Origin of the sequence: Kaistia algarum (genome assembly GCF_026343945.1) — a bacterium.
GTDB classification, from domain to species: Bacteria; Pseudomonadota; Alphaproteobacteria; order Rhizobiales; family Kaistiaceae; genus Kaistia; species Kaistia algarum.
Genome location: NZ_JAPKNJ010000003.1, coordinates 379,981 through 394,804, shown reverse-complemented (window position 1 = coordinate 394,804; position 14,824 = coordinate 379,981). Strand labels below are relative to the sequence as shown.

The 14,824-nt window shown below is 66.1% G+C and carries 11 protein-coding genes; 9 read left to right on the top strand and 2 right to left on the bottom strand.

The annotated features are described in order from the left end of the window. Positions 1 to 232: 232 nt before the first annotated feature. Positions 233 to 1,396 (top strand): dihydrodipicolinate synthase family protein, encoded by a 1,164-nt coding sequence (locus OSH05_RS20165; protein WP_104217874.1) that lies wholly within the window; start codon positions 233 to 235, stop codon positions 1,394 to 1,396. 9 nt (positions 1,397 to 1,405) lie between these two features. Here the strand turns inward: OSH05_RS20165 and OSH05_RS20160 are convergent, their stop codons facing one another. Next, the gene (locus OSH05_RS20160; protein WP_104217875.1) at positions 1,406 to 2,281 is read right to left on the bottom strand and encodes an amino acid ABC transporter substrate-binding protein; all 876 of its coding nucleotides are present in this window, start codon (positions 2,279 to 2,281) and stop codon (positions 1,406 to 1,408) included. A 138-nt stretch (positions 2,282 to 2,419) separates the two neighbouring features. On the opposite strand from OSH05_RS20160, the gene OSH05_RS20155 reads away from it, so the two are divergent. From OSH05_RS20155 to OSH05_RS20145, 3 genes are read left to right on the top strand one after another with little or no spacing between them, the layout of a single operon-like run. Further along, a complete protein-coding gene (locus tag OSH05_RS20155; RefSeq protein WP_133163057.1) occupies positions 2,420 to 4,021 on the top strand; it encodes a transporter substrate-binding domain-containing protein in 1,602 nt (533 codons plus the stop codon). Then, the gene (locus OSH05_RS20150; RefSeq protein WP_104217877.1) at positions 4,018 to 5,169 is read left to right on the top strand and encodes an ATP-binding protein; all 1,152 of its coding nucleotides are present in this window, start codon (positions 4,018 to 4,020) and stop codon (positions 5,167 to 5,169) included. Before OSH05_RS20155 ends, OSH05_RS20150 begins: the two co-directional genes overlap by 4 nt. Then, on the top strand, positions 5,166 to 7,085 hold the full coding sequence (locus OSH05_RS20145; RefSeq protein ID WP_104217878.1) for a PP2C family protein-serine/threonine phosphatase: 1,920 nt from the start codon (positions 5,166 to 5,168) through the stop codon (positions 7,083 to 7,085). Before OSH05_RS20150 ends, OSH05_RS20145 begins: the two co-directional genes overlap by 4 nt. Positions 7,086 to 7,152: 67 nt before the next feature. Here OSH05_RS20145 and OSH05_RS20140 read toward each other — a convergent pair whose 3' ends face one another. After that, the gene (locus OSH05_RS20140; RefSeq protein ID WP_104217879.1) at positions 7,153 to 7,488 is read right to left on the bottom strand and encodes an STAS domain-containing protein; all 336 of its coding nucleotides are present in this window, start codon (positions 7,486 to 7,488) and stop codon (positions 7,153 to 7,155) included. A 199-nt stretch (positions 7,489 to 7,687) separates the two neighbouring features. Here OSH05_RS20140 and OSH05_RS20135 point away from each other — a divergent pair, with 199 nt between their 5' ends. The 5 genes from OSH05_RS20135 to OSH05_RS20115 all read left to right on the top strand — a co-directional run bounded on the left by OSH05_RS20135 (position 7,688) and on the right by OSH05_RS20115 (position 14,816). Beyond that, the gene (locus tag OSH05_RS20135) at positions 7,688 to 9,445 is read left to right on the top strand and encodes a uracil-xanthine permease family protein (RefSeq protein ID WP_104217880.1); all 1,758 of its coding nucleotides are present in this window, start codon (positions 7,688 to 7,690) and stop codon (positions 9,443 to 9,445) included. 140 nt (positions 9,446 to 9,585) lie between these two features. Further along, the gene (locus OSH05_RS20130) at positions 9,586 to 10,407 is read left to right on the top strand and encodes a class I SAM-dependent methyltransferase (RefSeq protein WP_165801491.1); all 822 of its coding nucleotides are present in this window, start codon (positions 9,586 to 9,588) and stop codon (positions 10,405 to 10,407) included. Between the two features lie 624 nt (positions 10,408 to 11,031). Continuing rightward, complete coding sequence (locus OSH05_RS20125; protein ID WP_133163059.1) at positions 11,032 to 11,433, top strand: hypothetical protein; 402 nt, start codon at positions 11,032 to 11,034, stop codon at positions 11,431 to 11,433. 406 nt (positions 11,434 to 11,839) lie between these two features. Continuing rightward, positions 11,840 to 12,607: an SDR family NAD(P)-dependent oxidoreductase gene (locus tag OSH05_RS20120; RefSeq protein WP_104218209.1), complete on the top strand. Its 768-nt coding sequence runs from the start codon at positions 11,840 to 11,842 to the stop codon at positions 12,605 to 12,607. 22 nt (positions 12,608 to 12,629) lie between these two features. Next, positions 12,630 to 14,816, top strand: a complete 2,187-nt coding sequence (locus OSH05_RS20115) for an alpha-ketoacid dehydrogenase subunit alpha/beta (protein WP_104217883.1) — start codon at positions 12,630 to 12,632, stop codon at positions 14,814 to 14,816. Positions 14,817 to 14,824 lie beyond the last annotated feature (8 nt).

Here is a 14,824-nt window from a genome sequence, read left to right as displayed (position 1 = left end):
CTGGGCGGACGCACGAACAACACTACGCTCTCGATTGTTAGATCAAGGCATTGCTCCTGTAAACTGATGAGGAGGCAAACTATTTCCGTCTCTTCTTCCACAACCAAAGGAACATTGCCTCGCAACTGACATGGGCGGGGCGCTTGACGTCGGAGCACGACATTTGTAACCATATAGTTACAAATTAGCGGACGGGCCGAACCGTCCGATCTTGGAGAGGGAGAGGAAACCCATGACCTCCATCGTCCTGCCCACGACAAGCGGCGGCCTCGAGCGCTATGAACTCCGCGGCGAGCCCTTGCCGGCGCCAACCGGGAAGCCCGTGTTCAACCGCGTCGCCTATGCGGCGGCGCATGTAGTGGTCGATCCTTTCGCCAACAACGACCCCTCGCTCGACATCGCCTTCGACTGGGAACGGACGCTCGCCTTCCGCCATCATCTGTGGGATCTCGGCTTCGGCGTCGCCGAGGCGATGGATACCGCGCAGCGCGGCATGGGCCTCTCCTGGGAAAATGCGCTGGAACTCTCGAAGCGGGCGATCGCCGAGGCCCGCACCCGCCCCGGCGCGGTCATCGCCTGTGGGGCGGGCACCGACCAGCTCGCCCCCTCCCCCGATGTCACCATCGATCAGGTGATCGCCGCCTATGAGACGCAGATCGAGGCGATCGAGGCGGCGGGCGGGCGGATCATCCTGATGGCCAGCCGCGCGCTGGCGAGGGCGGCGACATCGCCGGACGATTATCTGCGCGTCTATGGCCGCATCCTTGAGGGCGTCCGCGAACCGGTCGTCCTGCACTGGCTCGGCGAGATGTTCGATCCGGACCTTGCCGGCTATTGGGGCACGAGCGACCATCTCGCCGCAATGGAAACGGTGCTGGCGCTGATCCAGAGCCATGTCGGCAAGGTCGACGGCATCAAGATCTCGCTGCTATCTGCCGAAAAGGAGATCGCGCTGCGCCGCCGCCTTCCCGCGGGCGTCAAGATGTATACCGGCGATGATTTCAACTATGCCGAACTGATCGCCGGGGACGAGGCCGGTTACTCCCATGCCCTGCTCGGCATTTTCGACCCCATCGCGCCGGCCGCTTCGCTGGCTTTGACCCGCCTCGCGGCCGGCGACGCAGCCTCGTTCCGCGAATTGCTTGGCCCGACCGTGCCGCTGTCACGCCACATCTTCAAGGCGCCGACGCGCTTCTACAAGACCGGCGTGGTCTTCCTCGCCTGGCTCAATGGCCACCAGGAGCATTTCCTGATGGCCGGCGGCCAGCAGAGCGCCCGCTCGATCCCGCACTTCGCCGAACTCTTTCGCCTCGCCGACCAGGCGCGCTGCCTCGCCAATCCGGAAATGGCAACGGAACGAATGCGGCGGCTGCTGGCGGTGGCGGGAATCGCCTGACGAGCGCTGCTACCGCGCCCAGATGTTCGACTGCAGCAGGTAGTCCCTCGTCGAGCGGTCGAGCGGATAGGCCATGACGCCCTCACGACCGAACCATTTCTCGTGAATGTCCATATAGGGGCCTTCATAGTCCTCGAGGCCCTCCATCAGGTCGACGATGGTTCTATTGACCAGATCGCGCCAGGCGCTGTCGTTCTGCGGCAGGACGCAGGCCATTGCTTCGTTGCCATAGGGCCGCGAGCGTGGCAGCAGCACGACGCTGCGGTTCGGCTCGAGCTTGCGGGAGAGGCCGAGCAGGATGACGCCGATATTGGCGACGCCCTGCACCTCGCCGCGGCCGAGCGCCGCGAAAGCCGCATCCATGGTTGGATAGCTCTTGGTGCGCACACCCGGCAGCGCATCGTTGAGGATACCCGCCGTCGTCGTTCCCTCGCCGACGCCGATCAGCATGTCCTTCGGATCGGGCGTGGTCCGCAGCGTTTCCCGGAAGGCGAGGATACGCGTGCCGTCGCGGAAGAAGGGCACGGAGAAATCGACGATCTTTTCGCGCTCCCAGGTCGGCGTCGTGATCTCGCAGACGATGTCGAGCTCGCCCGATTGCACGCGCTGCAGCCGGTCGGCCGGCGTGATTGTCGAGACCTGAAGCTCGACCGACCGGCCGAGGCGCGCCGCCGTGGCAGCGCGGATCGCTTCCAGAAGATCGACCGAAAAGCCGATCGGCTTGCCGCCCGGATCGGCGAAGGCGAACGGAACCGCGTCGGCGCGCGTCCCGGCCTTGAGTACGCCGGTCTCGGCGACGCGGTCGAGCACGCCTGCCAGCGCCGCGGCAGGCAGCAGCAGCAAAGCGGCGAAAACCGCCAGCCGGCGAAGCAGACGCTCGATCACGACGCAAAATCCTCCCGGAAGCGCTCAACCATCCAGCCGCCCATTGTCGTTTCGGCAGGACTCGCTCCATAGAATGGTGCGATCCGCCACCCGCTGTCCACGGCCAATCGGTCGCGCATCCCGCATGAGGTTCCGTCCTTGCCGCATCCGCGCCCATCTGCGCCGAAGGAGAAATCGACGGCCTTTGAGGTTCGTGCGTGGATGCTGCTGGGCCTCACGCTTCTCGCTGGCCTCCTTGCGGCTCCGGCCCATGCCGACCGGCTCGACGACATCCGCCAGCGCGGCGAACTGGTCGCGGGCGTCAAGACCGACTACGAGCCTTTCGGCTTCCGCGACGCTGCGGGCAATACGGTCGGCTACGACGTCGATGTCGCCACCGGCCTCGCGGAGGCCGTCGGTGCGAAGCTGCGCCTCGTCCCGGTTACCAGCGCCAACCGGTTGCAGAAACTTGCCGCGGGCGAGGTCGACATTCTGGTGGCGACGCTGGGCGACACGCTCGACCGTCGCCGCCTCGTTCATATGGCCGAGCCCGGCTATTATGGCGGCGGCGCCAGCATCCTCGTCCCGGAAGCGAGCCCGATCCGCGATTGGGCCGATATTCGCGGCCGGACGCTCTGCGCCGTGCAGGGTGCGCTCTGGAACCGCCTCGCGACCGCGCGGCTGCTCGCCGATGTCCGCGCCTTCGGCAATGTCCGCGACGCGGAACTCGCCCTGCGCGATCGCGGCTGCGAGGGCTTCCTTTATGACGAGGCAGCGCTCCAGCACCTGGTCGCGACCGGCGCGTGGGAAGGCTATCGCCTGCTGCCCGCCGATTTCGTCTCACCCTGGGCGGTCGCGGTTGCCAGCGATGGGAGCCTCGCGACGCTGGTCGAAGACAGGATTGCCGAATGGCTTCGAGACGGCCATCTCCTTGATCTCGAAGCAAAATGGAAGCTGCCGCCCTCGGCCTATCTGCGTGAGGCCAAGACGCTCTGGTCGGCAGTCGGCGCCGATGGCAAGCCGATCTGCCACCGTCAGGACGATGGCGCGTGGCCGACAGCCTGCCGCGAATTGAAATTGATCGAGGCGCGCCAGCTCTATGGCCTCGCCGGTCTGGCCCTGTCGCTGCGTGATAGCCTTGGCATCGACCTGACGCCGTTCTACGACCCCTTTGACGGCGCCGCGATCCTGCGCGGACTTGGCGTCACGGTCGCCCTCGCCCTCTCCGTACTTTTCGGCAGCCTCGCCGTCGGCACGGCCGGCGCAGCGGCACTACGGGCGCGGGTGCCCATCGCAACACCGCTGGTCCGCCTCGCCGTGACCCTGCTCCGCATGACGCCGCCCCTGCTGCAGCTCTATGTCGTCTTCTTCGGCCTTGGCTCGCTGATTGCCGCGCACGGCCTGACGCTAAGCTCTTTCCTGACGGCAGCCACAGTGCTCTCGCTCTATGCCGGCGCCGCCAACGCCGCCGCCATTGCCGAGGCGGCGGCGACCATCGCCCCGACTATGCCGCACCGGCTGAAGCGCATCGCTGCCCTCTCGCATCCCGCCGTCATGGGAAGCTGCATCAATGTCGTGAAGGCAACGGCCATGGCCAGCGCCATCGCCGTCCCCGAACTCGTCCATGTCAGCACCAATATCGCGGCCGACTATGGCAACGCCGCCGTTATGATGAACGTGCTGCTGGCCTGCTACATCGCCATCGTGCTCGCCGTCGCGCACGCCTTCACGTGGTTCGAGCGGCGTTATCTTTCCCGATGAGCACCAGCGACACCCTGCTCGCGCTCTGGGCCTGGACGCCGTTTCTGGCCGTCGGCTTCCTGTGGAACATCCTCATTTCGCTCGTCACCATGGGGATCGGGACGCCGGCCGGCTATTGGCTCGCCCGCCGCCGCCTCGCGGGCGCCCGATGGGCGGGTGCGCTGACAGCCGCCGCCCGCGTGCCGCCGACCTTCGTGCTCATCTACTACCTCGCCTATCTGCTGCCGGCCTCCGTCGCGTTCGGATCGTTCGAGCTTACCCTGCCCGGCTGGTTCAAGGCCTCGCTCGCCCTTTCCGTCGCCGTCACCGGCTTCGTTTCCGACAACGCCCTCCAGGCGCTGCGCCATTTGCAGCGCGGCGAACGGGTCGAGGCACTGTATTTCGTGCCCGCCTGGACGACCTATTTCCTCATCATCGTCATGGCCTCGTCGACGGCCTCGGTGATCGGCGTGCCGGAAATCGTTCAGCGCGCCAACACGGTGATCGCGGCGATCGGCGACCCGCGCGCGATCCTCGCCGTCTATCTCTATGTCATGCTCTGGTTCCTGGTCTTCTGCTGGCCATTGGCGCGCCTGCTCGGCTATGCAAGACTCCGCCTTGGACGGCGCGCCGGCTCCGAGGTCGGCGTCAGGGCAGCGCCGGCCACGCCGGCGGCGGCCGAATCCGTGCTGGCGGCGTTGCCCCTTGGAGATGCGGCGGTGGATGCTGGCACGACCCCCGGCGAACGTTTCGAGGTGCCGGTGGCGCCCGAATCGGTCGCAGCGATCCAGGAGAGGCTGGAGGCAGGCTGCGCCGACAGCCTCGATCCCGGCGCGCTCTTCCGCCTGTCCCTCGCAATCGAGGAACTCGTCACCAATGTCGTCAAATATGGCCAGGCAGGCGACGATCCGATCCGGGTCGAGATCCGCCAGGATCCCAGCCACGTCGCCGTCGAGCTCAGCTTCGCCGGCCCCGCCTTCGATCCGTTCCGCGATGCGCCGCGGCCCGCTGTCGACGCCTCGGTCGAGGATCGCGCCATTGGCGGCCTCGGCATCCATCTGGTGACCAACATGATCGACGAGGCCTTCTATCACCGCCACGAGGGGCGCAACGAGATCCGGCTCGTGATGCGTCGTTCCGGCACGAAAAGCGGCGGGTCGGTCTCGTGACGCTTACGCGCCGTCTCGTCCTGACCACCGCGATCTCGATGGCCCTGGCGATCCTGGTGACCAGCGTCGTCTTCGGCCTGCTCGGCCGCCGGGCGCTCGTCGCGCAGGCCGAAGGCCAGGCGGCGGTCGTCGCCCGCATCATTGCCGAGAGCGCCCGCCTGACCGAGGTGTCGCTTGAGGAAACCGATGCGGTAGTCAGCGACATACTGACGTCGCTCGCCCTGACCGCGAACCATATCGAGGACCCGGTACCCTCCGATCTGAGCAATCGTCTCGCCGAGATCGTCGCCCGTGGCGGCCTCGATTCGATCTGGCTGATCGATGACAAGCTCAGCGTCGTCGCCAGCTCGATCGGCGGCTACAGCGCCGTCATCCGCGGCGAGGAGGTCCCGGCGGCACTGTCGCGCCAGGCGCTGGCGGAGCTGACCTCGGGCGAGCGCTACAGCGCCGATTTCGGCCCGGCGGTCGACGGCGTCCACTATGTCGGCGTGCGTGCCGCCGGCCATCGCGTGCTGGTCGTCGGCCAACCGGTCGCGGCGCTGGATGCTGTCAAGGAAGCGAACAGCGTTCCCGTGCTGATGCGCGAACTGATCGACCACGACAACATCATCTCGATCCGCGTCGTCGACGATACGCAGAAGCTGCTCGCCTCGGCCGGCCCGCAGCTATCCGGCGAGATCTACGACGACCTCACCACTGCGGCGATCGCGACCGGCGCGCCCAGCTCGGCCATTCGCGCCGGGCATTTCTGGGTAGCAGCACCCATCCACGATCTCGCCGGCATCGTCATCGGCGCCGCCATCATCGAGATGTCGAACAAGCGGCTCAACCAGCTGCTGGAGAATTTGCTGCTCTACGGCATCGGCGCGTGCCTGATCGTCATCGCGATCGGCGTTACCCTCGCCGTCGCATCGGCGCGTCGCATCGCGCGCCCGGTTGAGGCGATGACGCGGGCCGCGCGCGAAATCGATACCCGCACCTTCGATCCCGCCAGCCTCGACGCGCTCGCGGCTCATCCCGATGAACTCGGGCGACTGGCCCGCATCTTCCGCCACATGGCGATCGAGGTGCAGCGGCGCGAGGAGCATCTGGAGCAACTGGTGCGAGCCCGAACGCTGGAGCTGGAGCACAAGAACCATCTGCTGGAGGAATCGGCCCGCCGCGTCGAGGCCGAGCTTGCCGCCGCGCGCTCGCTGCAGGCGGCGATGCTGCCGCAGTCGTTGCCCGCCGACCCCGCCTATAGCGGCACCGCCTCGATGCTGCCAGCACGCGAGATGGGCGGCGATTTCTACGATTTCTTCGCGCTCGACGATCATCGACTCGGCATCGTCATCGCAGACGTCTCCGGCAAGGGCGTGCCTGCCGCATTCTTCATGGCGATCTCGCGCACCGTGCTTCAGGCGAGCGCCCGCGAGAGCGCTTCGCCCGGCCTCTGCCTCGCCCGCTCCAACAACATCCTGTGCTCGCAGAACCCAATGGAGCTGTTCGTCACCGCCTTCTATGGCATCCTCGATTCCAGGACGGGCGAACTCGCCTATTCCAATGGCGGCCACAACCCGCCGCTTGCCGTGCGCCGCGCCGATGGCGATGTCGTGGAAGTTCCCCGTACCGGCGGTATGGCCCTCGGCGTCATGTCCGACATGGCTTACGCCGAGCGCAGCCTTCAGCTAACGCCCGGCGACACGCTGTTCCTCTATACGGACGGCATCTCCGAGGCGATGGACGAGGGCGGGCAGGAATTCACGGAAGGCCGGCTGAAGGAGGCGCTGCGCGGTTCGGGTACCGACAGCGTCGAAGTCGTGCTCGCCTCGGTTACCGACGCCGTCGCGCAATTCGTCGGCGCCGCCGCGCAATCCGACGACATCACCTGCCTCGTGATCCGGTATCTCGGCCCGCCGGAGACCCTCGCGGCGTGACGAGGCGATTGCTGCTCGAACCCGCCCCTTGAGGGAGGATTCAGCAAGGCCGCACCCGCGAACAGCTCTATTTCAGCTTCGCCAGCGCGTCCGCCCGCTTGGGCACCACGTCGAGAATGCTCAGGAAGCCGCTGATCTCGAAGACGTCATGGATGTTCGGCTGCAGCGAGCACAGAACGAGCGCGCGGCCCGCCTGCTTCATCCGCTTGGCGATGACGAGCACCACACGGAGGCCGGCGCTGGAAATATAATCGAGCCTGGCCAGATCGAGCAGAACAGCGCCATCCGCCCCGGTGATGCGCTCCAGCAATTCGCCCTCGATCTGCGGGGAATTGGCGCTGTCCAATCGGCCGAGCAGATCGACGACGAGGACCGGCCCCAATTTCTCGAAGGTAACGCTCATTAAGGTGGACTCCCGAAACCATGCCGCCGGTAAAATGGGATAAGAAGCGGACGGATAGCACACAAAATGATTTACAGCGCTTTGTTCCGCGGGTGATGCTCGCGGCCAGCCCATCAGGCCAGCCGGGGAAGACAATGCAACGATCGGAAGAACGCGGCAATCGCAGCCGTTCGAAATTGGTGACCAGGAGCGGAACGCGTTGATTTCCTTCCGCCTGCCGCCCTCCCGCCCCCGCCGCCGCCCACAGGAACTCTCCTTCGCCGCCGATGAGCGCCCGCCGCTGGCAACCATGCTGACGCTGGGATTCCAGCACGCCGTGATGGCGCTGGCGCTCTCCGCCTATGCGCTGGCTCTGGCCAAGGGCGCCCATCTGGACGTCGCGGCGACGCGGGCGCTCCTCGCCGTCACCATCATCACCATGGCGATCGGCACCTTCCTGCAGGCCTGGGGCGGGCGATTCGGCTCCGGCTCGCTGATGGTGCACATGCCCTCCCCCTTCATCCTGCCGCTCGCGGTCCCCGTGCTGGAGGCGACGGGCCCGGGCGGATTGATACCGATCACCATCGTCTCGGCGATCACGACATTGATCGTGGCGCCGTTCGCGCAGAAGCTGCGCGGCTTGTTTCCCCCGATCGTCGCCGGCCTCGTCGTGATGATCGGCGGCATGTCGCTGATCAAGGAAGCTTTCGAGCATTCCATGGGCCTCACCGAGGACATGGAGGTCGATCTGGACAGCATCCTCATCGCCGGCGTCACGCTGGCCCTGATTGTCGGCCTCTCGGTCTGGGGTAACCGCAAGCTGAAACTGTTCGCCCTCCTTGCCGGCATCCTTGGCGGTGTCGCCGTCTCGGCGGTACTCGGCAAGCTGACCGGCGGCGCGGAATTGCTGGCAACGCCGCCCTTCGCGGTTCCGACCCTGGTCAGCCCGGTCTTCGACGTGCCGATCGGCGCGCTGCTCGGCCTCGCCTTCATCGCGCTGCTGGTCCAGATCGATTCGATCGGCTCGTTCATTCTGATCGACAAGATGGACGACGCCGACTGGCGCCGCGCCGACATGAGGCAGGCTGGACGCGGCGTTCTCGGCGCCGGCATCGCCGATTTCATCGGCGGGCTTCTCGGCTCCATGCCGACGGCGACCTCCTCGGCCAATATCGGCCTGTCACACGCCAGCGGTTCGACGACGCGCTATGCCGGTCTCGCCACGGCGGCCATCCTGCTCCTCGTGGCCTTCCTGCCGCAGGCGACGCTGGTCCTGACGCTGATTCCGACCCCGGTGATCGGCGCGATCGAGCTCTATGCCGCCGCCTTCCTCATCGCGGCCGGCGTCGATCTCGTCGCCTCGCGCGAACTGGATACCCGCGGCATCTTCATCGTCGGCATCTCCCTCGTTGGCGGCGTCGGCGTTCTGCTGATGCCGGGCATCGCGGAGCGGGCCGATCCCTCGGTCCGCCACCTGATCGGCAGCGGCTTCATCGTCACCGGCGTCCTCGCCATCCTGCTGAACCTGATCTTCCGCCTCGGCATCCGCAAATCGGAGACAATCGAGCTGGATCCGGCCGGTCCGCCTATCCCGATCCAGATCACCGATTTCGTCGAGGCGATGGGCGGCGCCTGGGCGGCAAGGCGCGACGTCGTGCGACGGGCGGCGCTCGCCGCAGTCGAGGCAGCCGAGGCGATCGAGGCCGCTGGCGACGGTCGCAAGGTGATCGGTATCGGAGGCAGTTTCGACGAGCTGAACTTCAATATCGACCTCATCCACAGCGGCCCGCCATTGCCGGTCGCCACCGGTGCCGCCGCGGATCTGTCGGCGCTGCTGGATGCGGAGGACGATTCGGCCATCGATGCGGCGATGCTGGCGGTCTCCGGCGCCATCGTCACCCGCCTTGCCGACCGACTGAAGACGGGCGCCGGCCCGACGCAAGGAACGTCAGCGCTGCATATGCATTTCGATCACTAGGACAGGCTGGGCGGAGCCAAGCCGCCCGCGTCATGAAGCTTATATAATGCAATGCATTATTGCCGCTTCCTGATTCAATTTGGCATGCCGAAGCGCTCAAGCGCCGCATGAGGCGCAAGCCACAACGAGGACGTCGAAACTTGCCAGCCGAGCCTCCTCCGGCCGCCGGATCCGGTACGCCTGCCCTGCCCGACATGACCGAGAGCTACGACGTCTATTTCCGCTCGGGGCTCTATCATTCGCGCTACCCCCGGCCGAACCGGCGCACGCTGCGCCTCGTCGAGCAACATCTGCCGGCCGGCGGGCGCCTGCTCGATTTCGGCGCCGGCGAAGGCCGCTACGCGCTCTGGCTCGCCGCGAAGAAAAGCGCGGCGGTTCTGGCCGTCGATGTGAGCGCGGTGGCCCGGTCGATGCTGGAAGCCGCGGCCGCCAGGCAGGGCCTCGCGGACCGTATCGAGGTCGTCGACGCCGACGCGCCTCCTTATCGCGCGCAGGCGATCGGTGGACACGATTTCGATGTGGCCCTGCTTGGCTTCGGCGTGCTCGGCCACATCGCCGGGAGGGCGCAGCGCCGGTCGGTGCTGCGAGACATGCGGTCCTGCCTCAAGCCTTCGGGCCGGCTTGTCATGGGGCTGCCCAATGCGGCGCGTCGCTTCCGCGCCGAACAGGCCGCCGCCGCGCCGCTGGTCGCCGCCGGCACGCTGGAGCCAGGCGACATCCTCTATGCCCGCGATTCGGGAGCGGGCAACATTTCGCTCTATTATCATCTCTTCCATCCCGACGAGATCCGCGCGGATCTCCGGGATGCGGGCTTCGCAATCGACCGGCTCACTCTGGAAAGCGTGATGCCGGAACGCGCCGTGACCACGTCGCGCGGCCTCGCCGTGCTGGACGACGCGCTCTCCGCCATCACTCCCCTGCGCTTGGGATATGGCTATCTGGTGGTAGCCCGGCCCGCCTGAGCACGGCATCGTTCGGACGACGGCTGGGAGTCTTGCCGTCGTGCGAACAGAATCCGCGGCGCGACATTGGCGAAACCGCAGATCGAAGGACGTTTCGTCCAGCAACCTCCCTGTAAATCTCTTGTTTACCTTAATTCATCCCATCGCGATACGCGATTGAAATATAACGAATAACAGATTTCGTATCAATTTGAATCGATATGGCGTTAACGACAGAATAGGACAATTTTAATCTATTCTTGCATACACGCCGACGATGCGGCTTAACGTCTCAACACCGAGGGGCCGAAGCAACCCGGCACCCCGGTTTGGATCTCGATCGCCAACACAAAAGTTTCGACCCCGTCCGCATGGACGGGGAACGGCTCATCCTGGGCGATTGCGAAGAATAATGGCCACCAATTCACGGGCGTATTCTTCACAGAACCATAAAGACTGAAACGACGGGTCAGAACTGTCGCGAGACGACAAAGAAATACGGGCGGGCAATTGAAGAAATAATAAAAATTGAGGAACCACCATGTCTTCCATTCATCCTACCAATGCATTGTATGAAATAACCATTCGCGTCACTTGTGAATTCGAGCTTCTCGCGCCTATCGCGCCGGGGAAGGCTGCTTGATCATGCGTTTTCCGATCGCAGCTATCGCCTGCCTACTGGCCGCTCCGGCCATCGCACTGCCATCCTTGCCGAACCTGCCGGTTCAACGCGACATTTGCGGGATCCAGGTCCCGCCGGCGCGCTATGACCGGGCGGTGATCACGCCGAAAGTCGGGGTCGACGGTCCGCATTATGTCGCCGCCAAGCAGGTTGCGCGCCAATGCAAGGACTCCGGCTATCAGGAAGCCGTCGGCTGCACGACGTCGATCCTGCTCGGCAAGACGATCATCGCTTACAAGGTCCTGATCGCCAGCAACCCGCCTCCAGGCCGCTATCCCGGCTGCACCGCCGCTATGTGGCGAGCCTCCATCCTGAAGCATGAGCGGGCCCATATGGCCGGCTGGGGACAGAACCACCCGCAGTAGGCACGGACGCAGCACCAGCCCATTCCGGGCAGCTATCGATCTGTTCGCCGAAGGGCCCAGAGGGGGAGATCGATGGCTGTGGTGGAACGCCTCGAGACGAAGGCGCGGACTCTTCAAGCCGGTCACAAGGCGTCAACTCTGCCCGCCGCATGACAGATGGTCCGCCCTGCGGAAAGCCATCCCAGGCGCCGCGACGAGCAAGCGCCGGATTTTATCAGCTTGCCAGACAAGCTGATAAAGTTTAGCCTCCTGCCAACAAATCGAGACGTCGGTGCAACCCGGCGCTATCGAGCACGGAGGGAAGCTGGATGACACCGAGAGCGCGGCAACGATCGTCCTTCGGGCAGAGCGCGACGGCCGCCCGCGCCGTGACGCAAACGTCCCGATCGAGACATCCGATCGTCGCATGACGGCCTCATCCAAAAGCCCTGTCGCGCTGATCACTGGCGCCGGCTCGGGCATCGGCCTCGCCTGCGCCCGTCGCTTCGCGGCCGCCGGCTACGCCCTGGCCCTCCTCGATATCGACCAGACGGCCGTGGAAACCGCGTCCCATTCCATTCGCGAGAGCGGCGCCGAAGTCCTGCCGCTCGTCGGATCCGTAGCCGACGAAGCCGTCGTCGAAGGCGCTGTGGAGGCTGCGGAACAGACCCTCGGGCCGGTTCGGCTCCTGATCAACAGCGCCGGCATCGCCAGCAACAAGCCGACCTTCGAACTCTCGCTGGACGATTGGGAACGGGTGGTTTCGATCAACCTGACCGGCACCTTCCTTGTCTCGCGCGTCGTCGGCGCCAGGATGGCAGCGCGGGGCCGCGGCGTGATCCTCAATCTCGGCTCGATGTTCGGAACCGTCGCGGCGCCGCGCCGCGCGGGCTATTGCGGCACCAAGGCGGGCGTCGACATGCTCGGCCGCGTGCTGGCGATCGAATGGGCGGAGCACGGCATTCGCGTCAACACGATCGCGCCCGGCTATGTGCGGACGCCCTTCGTCGATGATCTCATCGCCGCCGGCCGCATGGACGAGCCCGCCCTTCTCGGCCGCACGCCGATGAAGCGCATGGCCGCCCCCGAGGAGATCGCCGACCTCGCCATCTTCCTCGCCTCCGACGCCGCCGCCTTCATCACCGGTCAGACGATCGGCATCGATGGCGGCTGGACGGCGTACGGCTACGTCTGAATCTCCGCGGAGCGCGCCTTCGATGCCTGACTACAAGAACCTCTCCCCGGCGGCGCCATGGCGCGAGCTGATCGCGACGGATGCCGACTGGGCCGCCGCCGACCCCGCCTTCCTCGGCAATCTCCTGACCTCGATGCAGATCATCCGCTCCTTCGAGGAGAAGGTGCTGGAACTCGCGGGCCAAGGCCTCGTGCATGGCCCCGCCCATTCGGCGATCGGCCAGGAAGGCGGCGCCGTCGGCTCTGCCCTGCCGCTGCGCGCCACCGACCAGATCAATGGTTCGCATCGCGCGCATCATCAGTTCCTCGCCAAGTCGCTGCGCTATATCGAGCCCGACGGCCTCTCGCCCACCGCCGATCTGGCGCCCTCCGTCCGCGACCTCTCGCACAAGACCTTGTCCGAAATCCTGGGCCTTGCCGATGGCTTCTGCCATGGCCGCGGCGGCTCGATGCATCTGCGCTGGGCCAATGCCGGCAATCTCGGCACCAACGCCATCGTCGGCGGCGGCGCGCCGCTCGCTGCCGGTGCCGCCTTCGCGCATCGCCGCGCGGGCACGGGCGATGTCGCCTTCACCTATTTCGGCGACGGCGCGATCAATATCGGCTCGGTGCTGGAGACGATGAACCTCGCGGCAGCCTGGAAGCTACCGCTGTGCTTCTTCGTCGAGAACAATCGCTACGCCGTCTCGACCACGGTCGAGGAATCGACCGCCGAGACCCGCCTTTCCGCGCGCGGCAGCGCCTTCGCCATCCCCGCCTGGAAGGTGGACGGCATGGACCCGCTCGCGGTCTATCTCGCCACGCAGGAGGCGCTGGAGATCATGCGCTCCGGCGGCGGCCCGACGATCATCGAGGCGGATGTCTATCGCTTCTTCCATCAGAACGGCCCGCTGCCCGGCAGCGCCTTCGGCTATCGCAGCAAGGCCGAGGAGACCGCCTGGCGCGAGCGCGACCCGATCGACCGCGTCGCGCGCGTCCTGATGGAACGGCAGATCCTCGGCGAGGCCGCCATCGCGGCGCTGCGCCAGCGCTGCAAGGCGCTCATGGACGACGTTGCCGCGGAACTCATCGAGGAAGTCGACGGCAAGAGGCGCATCCGCCCCACGCTGTGGCCTTCGCCGTCTTTCCGCGATTTCGGCATTCGCGGCGATCTTTCCGAGTTCGAGGGCGTACGCACTGCCGAACTGGAGACCTTTGCCGGCACGATCGAGCCCGAGGCGAAGTTCGTCGACATCGTCGCCGACGTGATGCAGCGCCGCATGGAGCAGGATCCGCGCATCGTCGTGATGGGCGAGGATGTCCACCGTCTCAAGGGCGGCACCAATGGCGCCACGCGCGGGCTCAAGGACCTCTATCCGGACCGCGTCCTCGGTACGCCGATCAGCGAGAACGCCTTTGCCGGCCTCGCCGGGGGCCTCGCCATGGACGGGCGCAACATCCCGGTGGTCGAGTTCATGTATCCCGACTTCCTGTGGGTGGCCGCCGACCAGGTCTTCAACCAGATCGCCAAGGCGCGGCACATGTTCGGCGGCGACAGCGAGATGCCGCTGGTGCTCCGGACCAAGGTCGCGATGGGCACCGGCTACGGCTCGCAGCATTCGATGGACCCCGCCGGCATCTTCGCGACATCGGTCGGCTGGCGGATCGTCGCGCCCTCGACGCCGTTCGACTATGTCGGGCTGATGAACAGCGCGCTCCGCTGCAAGGATCCCGTGCTCGTGCTGGAGCATGTCGATCTCTACAATTCGCGTGGGCCGGCGCCGGTCGGCGATCTCGACTATTTCATTCCGCTCGGCAAGGCGAAGGTGCTGCGCACCGGCAGCGCCGTCACGATCCTGACCTATCTCGGCATGGTCCGGCCCGTACTCGACAAGGTCGAAGAACTCGGCATCGACGCCGAGATCATCGATCTGCGCAGCCTCGACCGGGCCGGTCTCGACTGGCAAACGATCGAGGCTTCGATCCGCAAGACGGGCAATGTCCTGGTCGTCGAGCAGGGCTCGATCGGCACCTCCTATGGCGGCTGGCTCGCCGCGGAGATCCAGAGCCGCCTGTTTGACTGGCTCGACCAGCCCGTGCAGCGCGTCCATGGCGGCGAGGCCTCGCCCAGCATCTCGAAGGTGCTGGAGACGGCCGCCTTCGCCGGGCCTGCGGATGTCGAAACGGGCCTGCGCACCGTCATGGCCAGCCAGGGCCGTCCCCTCCCCTAATCTTCTCT